Here is a 308-nt window from a genome sequence, read left to right on the forward strand (position 1 = left end):
GAATCACGGTGCGCCCGTTGAGATCAATGAGGCGCGTCGCGTCGTTCGCATGACGCATCACGACTTCACGCGATCCTGCTTCGATGACCTTGCCATCGGCAACCGCGAGTGCATCCGCGAACGAACGCTTGTCGTCCTGCGTGGCAATCTTGCCGTTGAAGAATACGGTATCGGCGCGCGCGGGCGTGCCTGAACCCGTGCCTGAGCTCGTGCTTGAATTCATGGGCGTTCTCGTGTGAGGCGTGCCGCGACGCGGCGCTTGCTGGAAGCCGGCGCGATGAACTTCGCGCCAGCCTTTTCGATACGAT

General features: G+C 61.7%; 1 pseudogene. It reads right to left on the bottom strand.

From position 1 onward, the window contains the following. A pseudogene (locus QCE73_RS34170) lies at positions 1-223 on the bottom strand (amidohydrolase); the annotation flags it as partial. Positions 224-308: the final 85 nt, after the last annotated feature.

It is taken from the genome of Caballeronia sp. LZ029 (assembly GCF_031451275.1).
Classification (GTDB): domain Bacteria; phylum Pseudomonadota; class Gammaproteobacteria; order Burkholderiales; family Burkholderiaceae; genus Caballeronia; species Caballeronia jiangsuensis.